Consider the following 13,757-nt stretch of genomic DNA (forward strand, 5'->3'; position numbering starts at 1 on the left):
ATGACTGTTGATTGTCAATCGTGTTATGCCTTCTGTATCTGTCTGTCTTTCCACCAGCAAATGATTACAGCAGCCAATGCAGCCAGTGAAACCCCAATGCAGATATTCCGCAGCGTTGTGCTTTGATAGACACAAACATAACTGCCTGCCTGATCTGCCTTGAAACTGACCAGCCCGGTATCGGTGGGCGTAATCTTGATTTCAGTTCTGATGCCATTGTCAATGCAATACAGATGATAGCCAAGATACCAGGTCAATGGCAGCACAATTGTCTGGTTTGCATTGCTGTCAGTCAGCGTGAAGGAAAGAGTACTGTAATCTTTCTCAAATGAAATATCCAGCGGCTGCAGACTTTCATCCATGATGGCCTGCTTTAATGTCCGATAATCAGGCGATGGCAGGGGAAGATAGTCACCGCCGGCAAGCTCCACCCGTTTGTATGTTGCCGAATAGTATGGATCGCACAGCTTTCCATCCGAGATATCCTGCCAGGTCGTTTCGCTGGTCAGACCGAAGGTGCGCGTAAACACAGGCGTGACATGATAGATACCCTCCAGGCAAAGCACCACAACCGCGATTGCCTGTATTGTTTTTCTTTGAAGCAGTGACGCAAATCCGATGCCTGCCGGCACACTCAGACACACAAGGCCGATCTCAAGCAGACGCCATGGAAACTGCATGATGCGCAATGCATCCAGATCGTCCCACGGAATCAGAGAACATGGCAGCACAATCGCAATATAGCCAATCACAAGCAGCGAGGTGACAAAGCGGCTGGTATTGTTTTTCTTCTTTTTAACGGCAAGCCAGAGCAATGGTGCAAAGGTCAGGAAATACCCGACGTTGAGAACCATCTGCTGACTGCGGGGCAGACTGTTGTCAGAATAGCCAAAGACCGTCTTTTCAGCGAAGTATTTCCATAAGCCAAGCGAACCTGCACCAAGATCACTGCTGCTGCCATAATAATCAAGATAGAACGTATTGCTGTGCAATTGCTGCAGCATCGGCAGGGAAAAGAACACGGTCATCAGGAAGGCTGCCAATACACTTTTGACCAAAGCCATGATCTGTTCTTTTGTCAGTGTTTTGACATAGATCAGACACAGGATCACAAGCAGGATACAGCCCATCAGGAATGTCAGGTTGTGGCTCAGCAGCAAACAGGCAAGTCCTGCCGCCAGCATGTACCATCTTCTGCTGTGTTCCACCAGGATGATATACACACCTTCAATCATGATGGGCAGAAAAATCAGAGCCTGTACTTCACCTAAAGCACCACGCACATAGACATCCGTCACATGATAGTTGGCAAAGACATAGGCACATCCTGCCAGTATGGCAGCGCTCTGTTTTTGACTGATGCGGTATACAAGCACCATCATGGCATAGCAGGCCAGTACTGTCTCCACCAGAATCAGCAGCTTATAGCTGTTGGCAACAGGCATGTCAAGCCGTACCAGCAGGGCAGAAGGGATCAGAAACAGATTATTGTAGAACAATGGACTGGCATAGCCATAGCCATTGTTCTGCAAGGGAAAGACAGCGGGCAGGAAATCCTTGTGGCCGATGGCATCTGCCATTGCCTGAATTCTTGCCACATGAAAGAAGGTATCATGCTCGATTGGCAGAAGATCCTTGCCAAGATAGGGAATGCAGAACAGCAGGGCGAAAAGAATGGATGCGCCCAGAAACACACATTTTGGATGTTTTATCCGAAATACCATGTCGGGAACCACTCCAGCAGCTTGACGTATGTCTGCGTTGTGCCAAAGCCAGCCGTCGCCGGCAGGAACATCAGGAACAGGAAGACATAGACACCTTCAAAGACATAGATCCATTTCAGATACTTTTCATCCTTCTTCAACAGTGCCTGGGCTGCATAAACAATGGCAAGCATCGTAAAGAAACTGGTTGGATAGAAGTGATAGGCAAAGACACATCTTTTGACTAACAGTACCCATGGACCAAGCGCAGTCAGATAGCCAGCCAGGATGATGCCGGCATGTCTGTCTCTATGACGGATGAAGTCAGCGGCTGTATAGATGATGGCCGGCAGGCCAGCCCAGGTTAACAGCGGATTGGAGAAGCAGGAAATCGAATGGGAGATGCCTTCTGCTTTGACACCTGAGAAGTACCAGATCGGTCTTGCATCAACCAGCCACATATACCATGTTGATTGATACGGATGGGTTGCCTTGAGATTTGTGTGGTAGTTGTACATGTACATGTTCTGTTTCCATACATTGGCAATGGACCACCCATCTCGCCAGACATGGTCCGGCAGATAGACAAGCCAGTAGATGATAACCGGAATAAAGATATAGAAAGGGAAACAGCAAAGAAATGTTGTCCGCATCGCCTTTGGAAAGGTGGAAACAACCTTCTTTGCAAACTGATTCTGTTCATCTGTTCCCTGTCCTTCATTCAGGAATTGTTTTGCCTTCTTATATTCACGATACCGGCGGAAGAAGCTGGCAAACAGAATGATGGCAAGGCCGACGGCGGAATAGCATGCTGTCCACTTGGTCGCAATGGCTACACCCATAAAGATGCCGCCCCACAGCAGCAGTTTCAAAGAACCAGAGAATTTTGTATCGTACCAGCTTGTCTGACACCAGCGGATCATCCAGTAGAACATCAGCAGAATGAAGAATACGCTGAATGGTTCCAGGGTCGCAATTCTCGATGTCGTCAGGTGCATGAAGTCTGCTGCACAAAGAATAGTGCCAAGCGTGCACAGCCGGGTATCACCGAACAGCATTTTCAGAATGGCATAGAACATCGGAATGATCAGCACACCGAAGATGGCACCTGGCAGCCGCCATGCCAGCGGATTCATGCCAAACAGCTTGATCGAAAGAGCGATCAGATTGGTGCCAAACAGCGGATGTACTGTCGCATACATATACTCACCATTGGCAATCTCCCAGGCATTGCGCGGATGATAGATTTCATCAAAGTATGCCTGCTGCATATAGGTTGGATGAATCGAGACAAGATCCTGCTCATCAATGACAAGCGAAGCCGGATATTTGGAAGAAAAGTTGTCATCTTCCTGTACCGTCACTGGCAGAAGGCTGTCTTCACCTGCTTTCTTGAAGGCAATTTCTGTCAGAGTCTGATTCTTGCTGGCTGCTGTAATGCGGATATAGCGGTAATTCCAGCTGCCTTCGATGGTCAAATATTCATAGATGGACCCTTTTTCCAGCGTTGTAATCATTGCCCAGCTGTTCAGGTCATTGGATCCTTCAATCGTCATTCCCTCCACGCCAAGCTGCAAAGAACTCAGATTGGCATTGTTGTCACCTTCGCCATAGATCACATTGATCTGATCAAACGAAGTATCCTCACTCAGCTTGAGAATGAATGACTGATTGGGCTGATCTGCCTGGGGCTGCCAGGTTGTATGGGGAAACTTTGCGCTGCCCAGCTCCCAGAAAGAAAACAGCGCATACAGGGCGCAGGCTGTGACAAGAATCACTCGGTCTTTGCGGGTATAGCGAACACGATGGCTGGCACGCACAAACGGCAGGGGAAGAGCCCGGTCATTTTCTTCTTCTTTTTCGGTATTCTCTGGTTTCCGGTGCCTGTCATAATAAAATTTGATCACCAGCAGGATCAGCGCTGCACACAGCAGCAGGGGAAGCAGTTCCGTATCCTGAAACAACAGTAAACTTAAATTTTTCATAGCGCGTTCATTATACCAGTACTGCTGCCATGAAAGTGTCAGGGAATTGATGATCTTGAAATAATGTTTCCAAAGTTGTGCAAGGGCTTGCAGAGTTACGGGATTTTGTTAAGATTTTCAGTGAATTTTAGGCACATGGAAAAGCAGTATTCAAGTGACGGACGCAGACAACTGAAAAACATCAGAAAAAATCTCACAGATCTGGAAAATGGAAAAACATTCCACATGGTGATGCAGGCTGACACAGATCAGCTTTCTGCTCTGTCATCTACTTCACTCTGGATTGTTCACAATATTGCATGTAAAAATAGCAGTTCCCTGGATACACTGCTTGATGAGATTCATGAGCTTTCACCAGGATGTGCTGCTGCATTATGCGGTAATGACCTTCTGGTCTATCCCATCGGCGGTATCAATGAAAAGGAAATCAAAAAGAAGTCTCAGGAACTATCACAATATCTCAAAGTAAAGAATCATGATGCAATACTGCTGGAATGTCCGGATCTGCAGGGTACCAAAGCACCATCCTATTTATATGAGATCTCCATAGGCTGCATCCATGATGCACAGATCATTTATCCGCATGCACCATATCTCACCATGCAGAAAATCCGTTTCGCCCGCATGGTGCGGCTGATCATGCAGAATGAGCATCTGCTTGCCATTTATATAGGTGTGATGCAGTTTCTGGAAAAAATGGATCCGCATGGCAGACCATGCATATTCCTTTGTGCATACTATCTGGACTGCTGCTGCGATATCATGCGCACCGCCTCCATGCTGTATCTGCACCGCAATACCGTCAAATACCGCATTCACAAGATTTCCACTCTGCTTGGCTATGACATTTCAGACAGCAACGAGAGCACGAACCTCATTGTTGCCTGTGCTGTAAGCCGCCTGCACGATGCGGAAAAAATGTCTAAAAAGTTTTAGCACTCATATTGACAGAGTGACAGTCGTGCTTATAATAACAGGTGTTAGCAATCAAAAAGTATGAGTGCTAAAGCACAGGAGGTAACGTATGATTAGACCTTTACATGATTATGTCTTGCTTGAAAAAGTGAAAGAAGAAGAGAAGACAGAAAGTGGTATCATTCTGACAACAAAGGAAGCAAAGGATGAACCGAGCCATGGCATTGTTGTTGCGGTTGGACCTGGCAAGGTTGAAGATGGCAAGCTGACACCGATTGATCTCAAGGCTGGCCAGCAGGTTATTTATAAGAAGTATTCCGGCACGGAAGTGAAGGAAAAGGATAACAAGAAGGATTATCTGCTGATCAGTGCAGATGATATTCTTGCTGTAGTTGAGTAAAGCGTAAATCAGGAGGACGATTAATAATATGGCAAAGGAAATTCTGTATTCCAAGGACGCCAGACAGAAGATGCTGGACGGCGTCAATACACTGGCTGATGCAGTTAAGGTTACACTGGGCCCGAAGGGCAGAAACGTTGTTCTGGAGAAGAGCTACGGTTCACCGGTCATCACCAATGATGGTGTGACAATCGCCAAGGAGATTGAGTTGGAAGACAAGTTTGCAAACATGGGCGCAAAGCTTGTGTATGAAGCTGCCAACAATACAAATGATGTTGCAGGTGATGGTACAACAACCGCTACACTGCTGACCCAGGCCATGATTACAAGCGGTCTGAAGGCAGTTGACAAGGGTGCCAATCCTGTTCTGATGAGAGAAGGCATGGACAAGGCTGCCAAGGCTGTCTCTGCTGAGCTGCTGAAGGAATCCAAGCAGGTTGAGACAAACAGCGATGTCAAGAACATTGCGACTGTTTCTTCCGGCAATGAAGAGATTGGTTCCATCATCGCCGAGGCTATGGAGAAGGTCGGCAAGGATGGCGTCATCAATGTTGATGAGTCCAAGTCTTTCGAGACAACCCTTGAAATGACCGAAGGCATGCAGTACGACAAGGGCTATGTATCCCCGTATATGGCAACTGACCGTGAGAAGATGACAGCTGAGCTGGACAACCCGCTGATCATGGTTACGGATCAGAAGATCAACACGATTCAGGATATTCTGCCGGTACTGGAAGAAGTTGTGAAGTCCAACCGTGCACTGCTGATCATTGCAGATGATTTTGATAATGAAGTGATGAGCACTCTGATCCTGAACAAACTCAGAGGTACATTCAACGTTGTTGCTACAAAGGCTCCGGGCTTTGGTGACAATGCCAAGAACCAGCTTGGTGATATCGCTGCGATGACTGGTGCAGTTGTCTGCGCAAAGGATCTGTCGATGAACCTGGCTGATGTCAAGATTTCTGATCTTGGTTCTGCCAAGAAGGTTGTTGTCACAAAGGACAAGACCACAATCATCGATGGTGCCGGCGACAAGAATGTCGTTGCTGAAAGAGTTGCTGAAATCAAGGCTGCCATTGAAGAGACAAAGAGCGACTATGACAAGAAGAAGCTGCAGGAGCGTCTTGGCAAGCTGACCAATGGTGTTGCTCTGATCAAGGTTGGTGCGACAACCGAGACAGAACTCAAGGACAAGAAGCTGCGTATTGAGGATGCTCTGAATGCTACAAAGGCTGCTGTTGAAGAGGGCGTTGTGACCGGCGGTGGTCTGGCTCTGGTCAATGCCTACAAGGCAGTCAAGGGCAATCTCAAGGATGATGTTGTCGATGTACAGAGAGGTATCAATGTAGTACTGGATTCTCTGCGCGAGCCGATCATGCAGATTGCTGAAAATGCTGGCTTTGATGGCAATGAAATCTTTGAGAAACAGCTCAAGGAAGAAGCGAATGTCGGCTTCAATGCCAAGACCGGTGAATGGGTAGATATGTTCAAGGCTGGTATTATTGATCCAACCAAGGTAACAAGAACTGCTCTGCTCAATGCTGCAAGCATCTCTGGTCTGTTCATCACAACCGAAGCTGCTGTTGCTGAGATTCCTGCCAAGGAAGCACCGGCTCCCCAGCAGGTACCGCAGTATTAATGGAGCATTGAATCAATAGCGTCAGAAGAAGGAACTCATGCATTGGGTTCCTTTTTTTGATGCCTGATGTAAAATAGTACTGTTTGGACGGCAGAAGAACCCATGTTTTTCTGCCGCTGAGGAGCTGTTTGATTGCTATGAAAGATCTGCTGCTGTCTGCAATGGCGGGCCTTTTGGCTGCCATTCTTTGTGAAGGCCTTGGCACAGGCGTTCTGAAACTGTTGAAAACAGAAAAGCGCGGCTTTGCGGCACCAGCCGGAGCCGCTGTGCTTTTTACTGTGCTGGAAGTATTCTATATGCCATGCACAGTCTTTCATGCACCCGTTCTTTATGCCTGTATCATTACCATCATTGCTCTTGCAGCAGCAGCTGCAGTCACCATATGGCAGTGGAAAGATACGTTACATACGTTCTGGCAGCGTGATACAATCGCAATTCTTGCATCTGCACTTCTGTTTGTGATCCTGATTGCAAAAGCAGCCAACCTGGATGCTGCGATCAGCGCTCTGAAATCGATTCACGCAAATTCTTTTTCTGCCCGCTACTATGATTCCCTGTATCCTCTGCAGGGATACCGTGTACTGCAGGCAGTGCTGCTGCGCTGCATGGACCCGGCTGAAAATATCATGTTCTCAGGTGTGTTCTATCATCTGATCTTTGCAGCTGTATGCCTGAATATCATGCGGACATTCCGTCTCAAGAACCCATGGTTCTCCTTTACACTGGTTGTCTATGCACTGTTCTATTCAGCATTTGGCGGCTGGCAGCTTGCCATGGCAGGATCCGGTGCCAGCTGGCGCATGGTTTTCATTGCTCTGCTGTTATGGAACCTGTACTGCTGGATCAAGGATGGCAATGAGCAGGAAAAGTATATTTCCATGTTCTATATGGCCGGCGGCATGTTTGTCTCGCCCGGCTTTGGCGTCATCAGTTTTCAGGTTCTGTACTGCCTGGCCGCATGGCTGTTCAAACAGCATAAAATACGTTCTCTGTTTGATATCACTACGTTGATCGTGCCGCATATCATCTATGCCTGCTTCCAGCTGTGCTACGTACATCCACTTGCAGGGTTTGGCCTGATCATCCTTTGTATGCTGTTTCTGCGCCTGCGCTATCAGAAGAAACTGCGCAGGCTGTTATGGCGGGCAGAGGACTGGATGTTTGACCATGGCAGTCTCATTCTGTATGTCATTGTCCCGGTATCCTTAATGGCCCTCAATCTGTTTCTGACCATATTCTTTCCATCCATCCCGGTTTCACTTGCCAGCTACAAACAGTTTCTGCGTGAAGAACCCGTACGCAGCTATCTGTTCCTGGATCACCGTATTACCACATATGTACTGGACGTATTCCGCTGGGGAGGACTGCTGCTGTTTCTGCTGCACGCCAAAACGCAACCGCACCAGCAGCTTCGCAGCATGATGCTGCTGATGCTGATCATCTTCCTGAACCCTCTGACCATGGGCGTCATTGCCCGCCTGGTCGGTACAGATGTCTACGGAGACAGCTTTGAGATTCTCTTTAATCCTTTTACAGACCTGATTTTCTTTATTGCGATCTACCATACATTCGAATGGCAGCCGTTAGGCCAGTGGATTCTGGAACTGTGCCTGATTGCTTCTGTACTGATCGGACACGGTGCCTCCTGGCTGGATCATCCTCAGGGCCTGTATACCGATTACATCAAAGATGATGTCAAGATCATCGTCCATGACAGTCATGTACACAGCTGACATGCATGCCTCATTCACAAAGACAGGCATGCTATAATACGAATAGATCGGAGGATATAAATATGCAGGAAGCTACCATCATCGTGCCTGTTTATAATGCAGAAAACTATCTTGGCCAGTGCTTTGAATCTCTGCGCCGCCAGAGTGTTCAGAACTTCCGGGTTCTGATTGTCAATGACGGCTCTACGGATACCTCCCAGGAGCGCATTGATGCATTTGTTGCTGAAAACCCATCCCGGTATCATGCTATTGTCAAGCCCAATGGCGGCTATGGCTCCAGCATTAAGACGGGTATCCGCAATTGTGAGACACCATATTTCATGATTCTGGATCCTGATGACACACTCAAGGAAACAGCTGTGGAAAAGCTGTGCCGCATGGCAGATGTCTCCGGTGCAGATCTTGTCATTGGAGCACGCATCGATCAGTATTCCTACAGCAAGCGTCCTGTATATGACTGCTGCTATCAGAGTGAGCGGACAACATTGCAGAAGGATACGGTATACAACCGCAATACGGAACAGTTCAGAAATCTCTTCATGGTGGATCCGCGCTCGCAGGCAAAGCTGTATAAGCGCAGCTGTGCAGAAGGAATCCGCTTTGCCTCGAGAATCAGCTATGCCGATCATATGCTGTTCTGGCTGACACTGCTGCGCGCATCCAAAGTCATCTATACCGATGAACCGCTGGCAGTTTACCGCAAGCGCAGACTGGAACGGGAAGAAGATATTTCTGCCCAGCTGAAAGGTGAGATTTTCTCTTACCGCATGATTCTTTCCCAGTCTCAGCATATTTCCAACATTCCAGAACTTTTCTACTGGCGGATGTTCAGTGTCTATCTGGATATCATGTCCCGCCTGGATGATCTGCATGTTTCCATGGAGAGGAAGCTGCAGCTGGTGGATGATCTTGATGTATTCCGGCAGGAGCTTGCACCATTTGCCGCAAAGATCCGGGAGGGATCCCGCCAGGCAGGCGTGCCATTCCAGGAAAGAGTCCGCTATGAGGTCATGCTGTCAAAGGCAGGAGAGCGCATGATGGCGCTGAAAAAGAAAAAAATCAAATAACGAGAGTAACAGGAGAACATATTGAAGATGAAAGATATTTATGATGTTGTCATTGTTGGCGGCGGTATCGGCGGCCTGATGTGCGCCTACCGTCTGATGGAGAAAAGTCCGCAGCTGAGCGTGCTGATTCTGGAAAGAGGCAGAAAGCTTGAAAACAGAAGCTGTCCGATTCTGGCGGGCAAGGTTGAAAAGTGCATCAAGTGCAATCCGTGTGCCATCATGGAAGGTATGGCAGGTGCTGGTGCATTCTCGGATGGCAAGTACAACATCACGACCGAATACGGCGGCTGGCTGCCGGATGTCATGAAGGCTGAGGATGTCATGAAATACATCCGTCAGGCAGATGAGATTCTGGTGCGCTATGGCGCAGACAAGGAAGTCTACCATCCTGACAATCAGCTGAAGGCACTGTGTCTCCAGCATGACCTGCATATGCAGCAGGCAGAAGTCAAACATCTTGGCACTGATGCCAACTATGGCACGATGCTCAAACTGATTCATTCCATGGATGGCCATGTGGATATTGAAACCGAGGCTGTGGTCAGTGACGTGGATAAAGAAAGCCATGATGTCATCTTTACCCAGAAGGGGAAGGAAAAACACGTCAAAGGAAAGACGGTTGTCTTTGCCGTAGGCAGAATCGGCAACCGCATGTTCCAGAAGTGGTGTGAAGACAATCATGTTGCCTGCACAAACAACCAGGTGGATATCGGTGTACGTGTCGAGCTGCCATATGAAATCTGGGAACCATTCTCCAAGCGGATCTATGAGCCGAAGATCCTGTACAAATCCGGCCACTATGGAGATACAACCCGCATGTTCTGCTTCAATGAAAGAGGCTATGTGGTCACTGAAAACAGTGATGGTGTTCTGACTGTCAATGGCCACAGCTACAAAGACAAGGCGAAGCAGAGCAATAACTCCAACTTTGCACTGCTTTCCAGCACGTATTTCACGGAACCGTTCAATGAGCCGGTTGCCTATGCCCGTGACATTGCTGCACTGGCGAATAAGATCTCCGGCGGCTATGTTCTGGTACAGCGTCTGGGCGATCTGGAGAAGGGGCAGCGCACAACTGCTGTCCGCCTTTCCAAGAGCAGCGTCAAGCCAACCCTTGATGCCGTGCCTGGTGATCTGTCACTGTGCATGCCGAAACGGCAGCTGGATAATATCGTGGAAACCCTGCATGCCCTGGATAAAGTGGCACCAGGTACAGCTAACTACGATACTCTGCTGTATGGCGTGGAATGCAAATACTACAGTGCCCGTCCGCATGCCAAAGACTTCATGCTGGAAGGAACAGACGAAATCTATGCATTAGGTGATGGTGCCGGCTTTACAAGAAGCCTTGCACAGGCTGCTGCCAATGGCCTGGTTGTTGCTGATATCATCGGAAAGAAGCACTGAGACATCATCATTGAAGCTCCGTGGTCAAACATGATCATGGAGCTTTTTTATGTTTCTGCTTAACAGATTGCCCAGGCAAATGCAAGCTGTTTGCTCATAAATCAGAAAGAAAGATTGACAGCATCTGATAGTTAGCGTAAACTAATATATGTGTTAGATAAATCTAACTATTACTGGAAGCAGCTGAAAGAGAGGTGTATATGATGCCTTTGGCATTTGCTGATCCGGGTCTGGATCACACCGTAAAAAAGATTAATGGAAATGCACAGATGCGTCAGCATCTTGCTGATATGGGCTTTGTGGAGGGCACACCGGTGACGGTGGTGTCACGGTTGAATGGCAGTCTGATTGTGAATGTAAAGAATGCACGGATTGCCATTGGTGAGAGCATGGCTCTGAAAATCATGGTATAGGAAGGGAAATATGATGACATTAAAAGAGGCAAAGATTGGATCTACGGTTACGGTTGTAAAGCTTCATGGTGAAGGGGCTGTGAAGCGCCGGATTATGGATATGGGCATTACCAAGGGCGTACAGGTGTTTATCCGCAAGGTAGCACCGCTTGGCGATCCGATTGAAGTGACGGTGCGCGGCTATGAGCTTTCCATCCGCAAAGAGGATGCCAAACAGATCGAAGTTGCATAAAGGACAGGGAAGACAGAAAAATGGCAGAAGAGAAAATCAGGATTGCACTGGCTGGCAACCCGAACTGCGGTAAGACAACGTTGTTCAATGCCCTGACAGGTTCCAACCAGTATGTCGGCAACTGGCCGGGTGTCACGGTTGAAAAAAAGGAAGGCAGACTGAAGAAACATGAAGATGTTGTCATTCAGGACCTTCCGGGTATTTATTCACTGTCACCATATACATTGGAAGAGGTGGTATCCAGAAACTACCTGGTCAAGGATAAGCCGGATGTCATTCTGAATATCATCGATGGCACAAACCTGGAGAGAAATCTGTATCTGACAACCCAGCTTGCGGAAACAGGCATTCCGATGGTGATCGCCGTAAACATGCTAGATCTTGTCCGCAAGAACGGTGATGATATTGACTTCAAGGGACTGAGCAGAAAGCTTGGCTGCAGAGTGATTGAAATTTCCGCTCTGCACCAGGAGGGCATCATGGATGCCGCCCAGTTTGCCATCAAGGCGGCCAGAGAACATGCACTGCCGCTCAAGATGACATACAGCAGTGATGTGGAGCAGGCTCTGCATACGATTGAAACAAAGGTGCTTTCCAATACAGATGAATCCCAGCGCCGCTGGTATGCAGTCAAAGTATTTGAGCGTGATGAAAAGGTCATGGCGGAACTTACCCTGACTGATGCGGAAAAGAAGACAGCTGAGGAAACAACCAGGGCCGTGGAAACAGCTCTGGATGATGATGCGGAATCCATCATTACAAATGAGAAGTACGAATATATTGCTTCTTTGCTGAAAGGCATCTACAGAAAGAAACATGCCGGACAGATGTCTGTGTCTGACCGCATCGATCAGGTTGTGACAAACCGCTGGCTGGCTCTGCCGATCTTTGCTGTGATCATGACACTGACATATCTGATTGCTGTATCCGGTATTGGCCAGTGGATGACAGACTGGGTCAACGATACATTATTTGGCGGCATCATTCAGCCAGGCGTACAGACCCTGATGCAGAATGCAGGCTGCTCTGACTGGCTGGTATCACTGGTTGTTGATGGTATCATCGGCGGCCTGGCAGCACCGATCGGTTTCCTGCCGCAGATGATGTGCGTCTTCTTCTTCCTGTCTGTTCTGGAAGACTGTGGATATATGTCCCGTGTTGCCTTCATCATGGACCGTATCTTCAGAAGATTCGGCCTGTCTGGCAAGAGCTTCATTCCATTCCTGATTTCCTCTGGCTGCGGCGTGCCTGGCATCATGGCTACCCGTACCATTGAAAACGAGAAAGACCGCCGCATGACGATGATCACAACAACTTCTATCCCATGCGGTGCTAAGCTTCCGGTCATTGCCATGATCGCAGGCTATCTGATGGGAGGCACATGGTGGTTTGCTCCGGTGATGTACTTCGCCGGCATCGGCGTTGTTGTCATCATGTGCATCATCATGAAGAAGTCGAAGATGTTTGCAGGTGATCCGGCACCGTTTGTCATGGAGCTGCCGGCTTATCATATCCCGAGTCTCAAAGGTGTTCTGATGCATGTCTGGGAAAGATCCTGGGCATTCCTCAAGAAAGCCGGCACCATCCTGTTCCTTTGCTGTGCAGTGATGTGGTTCCTTGCTTCCTTCGGCATCCAGAACGGTGTCTTCGGACTTGTTGATACCGAAGCTTCTTTCCTTGCCTATATCGGCCGTGCCATCGCGTGGATCTTCGTCCCGCTGGGATTTGGTACATGGCAGGCAGTTGCTTCCTCCATCTCCGGATTCGTTGCCAAGGAAGGCATCGTCTCCACAATGGGCGTGCTGGCAGGCCTTGGCGATGTAGAAGAATACACCGTATCCATGCACCAGGCATTTGCGGCATTCTTCCCGACAGGAATTGCAGCTGTATCCTTCCTGGTATTCAACTGCTTTGACTCTCCATGTCTGGCAGCCATCTCTACAATGGCAAAGGAAATGAACAACAAACGCTGGTTCTGGTTTGCCATCCTGGTACAGAATCTGAATGCATACTGCATTTCCCTGATGGTTTACCAGCTTGGCGGCCTGATGGTTGGCGAAGTTGCCTTCGGTGCCGGAACCATTGCCGCAGTGATTGTACTCTGCATCTATCTGTATCTGCTTCTCAGACCAGATTATGAGCACCGTGCAAGAACCAAGACAGTTGCTGAAGAAGCAGCGTAAAATCAAAAATTTTGAAAAGCAGCTGAGCATGCTGCTTTTCAATTCCATGCAAGTTAGTATATACTAACCTTACATCC

Annotated in this window: 11 protein-coding genes; 9 read left to right on the forward strand and 2 right to left on the reverse strand. The window is 48.3% G+C overall.

Features of this window, described 5'->3' with window-relative positions:
* Nucleotides 1-23: 23 nt before the first annotated feature.
* The gene (locus MOZ60_RS00735) at nucleotides 24-1,724 is read right to left on the reverse strand and encodes a putative glycosyltransferase family protein (protein ID WP_370595297.1); all 1,701 of its coding nucleotides are present in this window, start codon (nucleotides 1,722-1,724) and stop codon (nucleotides 24-26) included.
* Complete coding sequence (locus tag MOZ60_RS00740; protein WP_370595298.1) at nucleotides 1,709-3,688, reverse strand: phospholipid carrier-dependent glycosyltransferase; 1,980 nt, start codon at nucleotides 3,686-3,688, stop codon at nucleotides 1,709-1,711. Before MOZ60_RS00740 ends, MOZ60_RS00735 begins: the two co-directional genes overlap by 16 nt.
* A gap of 135 nt (nucleotides 3,689-3,823) precedes the next feature.
* Here MOZ60_RS00740 and MOZ60_RS00745 point away from each other — a divergent pair, with 135 nt between their 5' ends.
* The 9 genes from MOZ60_RS00745 to feoB all read left to right on the forward strand — a co-directional run bounded on the left by MOZ60_RS00745 (nucleotide 3,824) and on the right by feoB (nucleotide 13,680).
* Nucleotides 3,824-4,624 (forward strand): helix-turn-helix domain-containing protein, encoded by an 801-nt coding sequence (locus tag MOZ60_RS00745; RefSeq protein ID WP_370595299.1) that lies wholly within the window; start codon nucleotides 3,824-3,826, stop codon nucleotides 4,622-4,624.
* A gap of 88 nt (nucleotides 4,625-4,712) precedes the next feature.
* On the forward strand, nucleotides 4,713-5,003 hold the full coding sequence (locus tag MOZ60_RS00750) for a co-chaperone GroES (protein WP_108773935.1): 291 nt from the start codon (nucleotides 4,713-4,715) through the stop codon (nucleotides 5,001-5,003).
* 28 nt (nucleotides 5,004-5,031) lie between these two features.
* Complete coding sequence (gene groL, locus MOZ60_RS00755; protein WP_370595300.1) at nucleotides 5,032-6,645, forward strand: chaperonin GroEL; 1,614 nt, start codon at nucleotides 5,032-5,034, stop codon at nucleotides 6,643-6,645.
* Nucleotides 6,646-6,782: 137 nt separating this feature from the next.
* Nucleotides 6,783-8,378 (forward strand): hypothetical protein, encoded by a 1,596-nt coding sequence (locus MOZ60_RS00760; RefSeq protein WP_370595301.1) that lies wholly within the window; start codon nucleotides 6,783-6,785, stop codon nucleotides 8,376-8,378.
* Nucleotides 8,379-8,440: 62 nt separating this feature from the next.
* Nucleotides 8,441-9,445, forward strand: coding sequence for a glycosyltransferase family 2 protein (locus MOZ60_RS00765; protein WP_370595302.1), 1,005 nt, complete (start codon nucleotides 8,441-8,443; stop codon nucleotides 9,443-9,445).
* Nucleotides 9,446-9,472: 27 nt separating this feature from the next.
* A complete protein-coding gene (locus tag MOZ60_RS00770) occupies nucleotides 9,473-10,852 on the forward strand; it encodes an NAD(P)/FAD-dependent oxidoreductase (RefSeq protein ID WP_370595303.1) in 1,380 nt (459 codons plus the stop codon).
* A gap of 200 nt (nucleotides 10,853-11,052) precedes the next feature.
* Nucleotides 11,053-11,265 carry a FeoA family protein gene (locus MOZ60_RS00775; protein WP_277007803.1) on the forward strand — a complete coding sequence of 71 codons (213 nt, stop codon included), beginning with the start codon at nucleotides 11,053-11,055 and terminating at the stop codon, nucleotides 11,263-11,265.
* 10 nt (nucleotides 11,266-11,275) lie between these two features.
* Nucleotides 11,276-11,497 (forward strand): FeoA family protein, encoded by a 222-nt coding sequence (locus MOZ60_RS00780; RefSeq protein ID WP_108773930.1) that lies wholly within the window; start codon nucleotides 11,276-11,278, stop codon nucleotides 11,495-11,497.
* Nucleotides 11,498-11,517: 20 nt separating this feature from the next.
* Nucleotides 11,518-13,680 carry a ferrous iron transport protein B gene (feoB, locus tag MOZ60_RS00785; RefSeq protein WP_370595304.1) on the forward strand — a complete coding sequence of 721 codons (2,163 nt, stop codon included), beginning with the start codon at nucleotides 11,518-11,520 and terminating at the stop codon, nucleotides 13,678-13,680.
* Nucleotides 13,681-13,757 lie beyond the last annotated feature (77 nt).

It is taken from the genome of Grylomicrobium aquisgranense (assembly GCF_033971865.1).
Taxonomy (GTDB): domain Bacteria; phylum Bacillota_I; class Bacilli_A; order Erysipelotrichales; family Erysipelotrichaceae; genus Bulleidia; species Bulleidia massiliensis.